Here is a 950-nt window from a genome sequence, read left to right on the forward strand (position 1 = left end):
GTGAGGGGGAGGGTCAGCTCGATCTCCGTGCCCTCGGCCCCTGCCCCGGCTCCGGCACCGACCCCGTGCACCTTGAGGTCCGCTCCTATCGATGCCGCGCGTTCCAGCATGCCCAGCAGGCCGAAGTGGCCGGTTCTCGCCAGGGTCCGGATGTCGTCGAGGGATGCGGGCGCGCCCTTCCCGTCGTCCCGCACGCTCAGGTGCAGGGCGGCGGGAGCGGCGAGGACTGTGAGGGTCAGCTGTACGTGGGTCGCTTGCTCGGCGTGGCGGTGTGCGTTCTCCAGGGCCTCCGAGGTGATCGCCAGGAGTTGGCGGGACGCCTCGGGAGGGACCGCTCCGGGCGGGACGGCCTCGTGGGTCAGCGTCGTCCTCAGGCCCGTGCGGGACTCGAAGTCGGCGATCCTCGACGTCAGTTCCGTCAGCAGGTCCGCCGGCGGGGTCGCCATCGCCGTGTGGGCCCGCAGGTCCGTCAGCAGTTCGCGGGACTCCGCCGCCGCCCGCCGGGCCGCCCCGGCCACCGCGTTCGCCTGGGCCCTGAGGGCGCGGGGGTCCGTGTCGTGGTCGGCGGCGACCGCCAGGGCCTCGGCCGACAGGGCCAGGCCGTGCAGGGTCTTCGCCACCGAGTCGTGCATCTCGCGGGCCAGCCGGGCCCGTTCCGATTCGACGGCCTCCGCCACGGCCAGTCGGGAGTTCGCCTCCGCGAGGGCCTGGCCGGCCGCACCGAACTGGAACATCAGGTTGCGCAGGGTGACGCCGATGATGCCCGCCGCGATGCAGAAGCCGGCGATCAGGAGGGTGCTGGCGCCGGTTCCCGGCCGCTGTTCCCATGCCCTGTACACGGTCAGCAGGACCACGAGCTGGAGCCCCGTGAAGACTCCCGAGCCGCGCCAGCCGTACAGCAGGCCCGCCAGGAGGGGGGTGCAGACCGCCGCGTACGCGAGGGAGGAGGC

Annotated in this window: 1 protein-coding gene; it reads right to left on the reverse strand. The window is 73.6% G+C overall.

Annotated features, from left to right (window positions below; translation table 11 throughout):
- A partial coding sequence (locus FGF04_RS39510; protein WP_149516207.1) for a sensor histidine kinase occupies positions 1 to 950 on the reverse strand: 950 nt, incomplete at both ends.

This window comes from Streptomyces apricus (genome assembly GCF_008369065.1).
Classification (GTDB): Bacteria; Actinomycetota; Actinomycetes; order Streptomycetales; family Streptomycetaceae; genus Streptomyces; species Streptomyces apricus.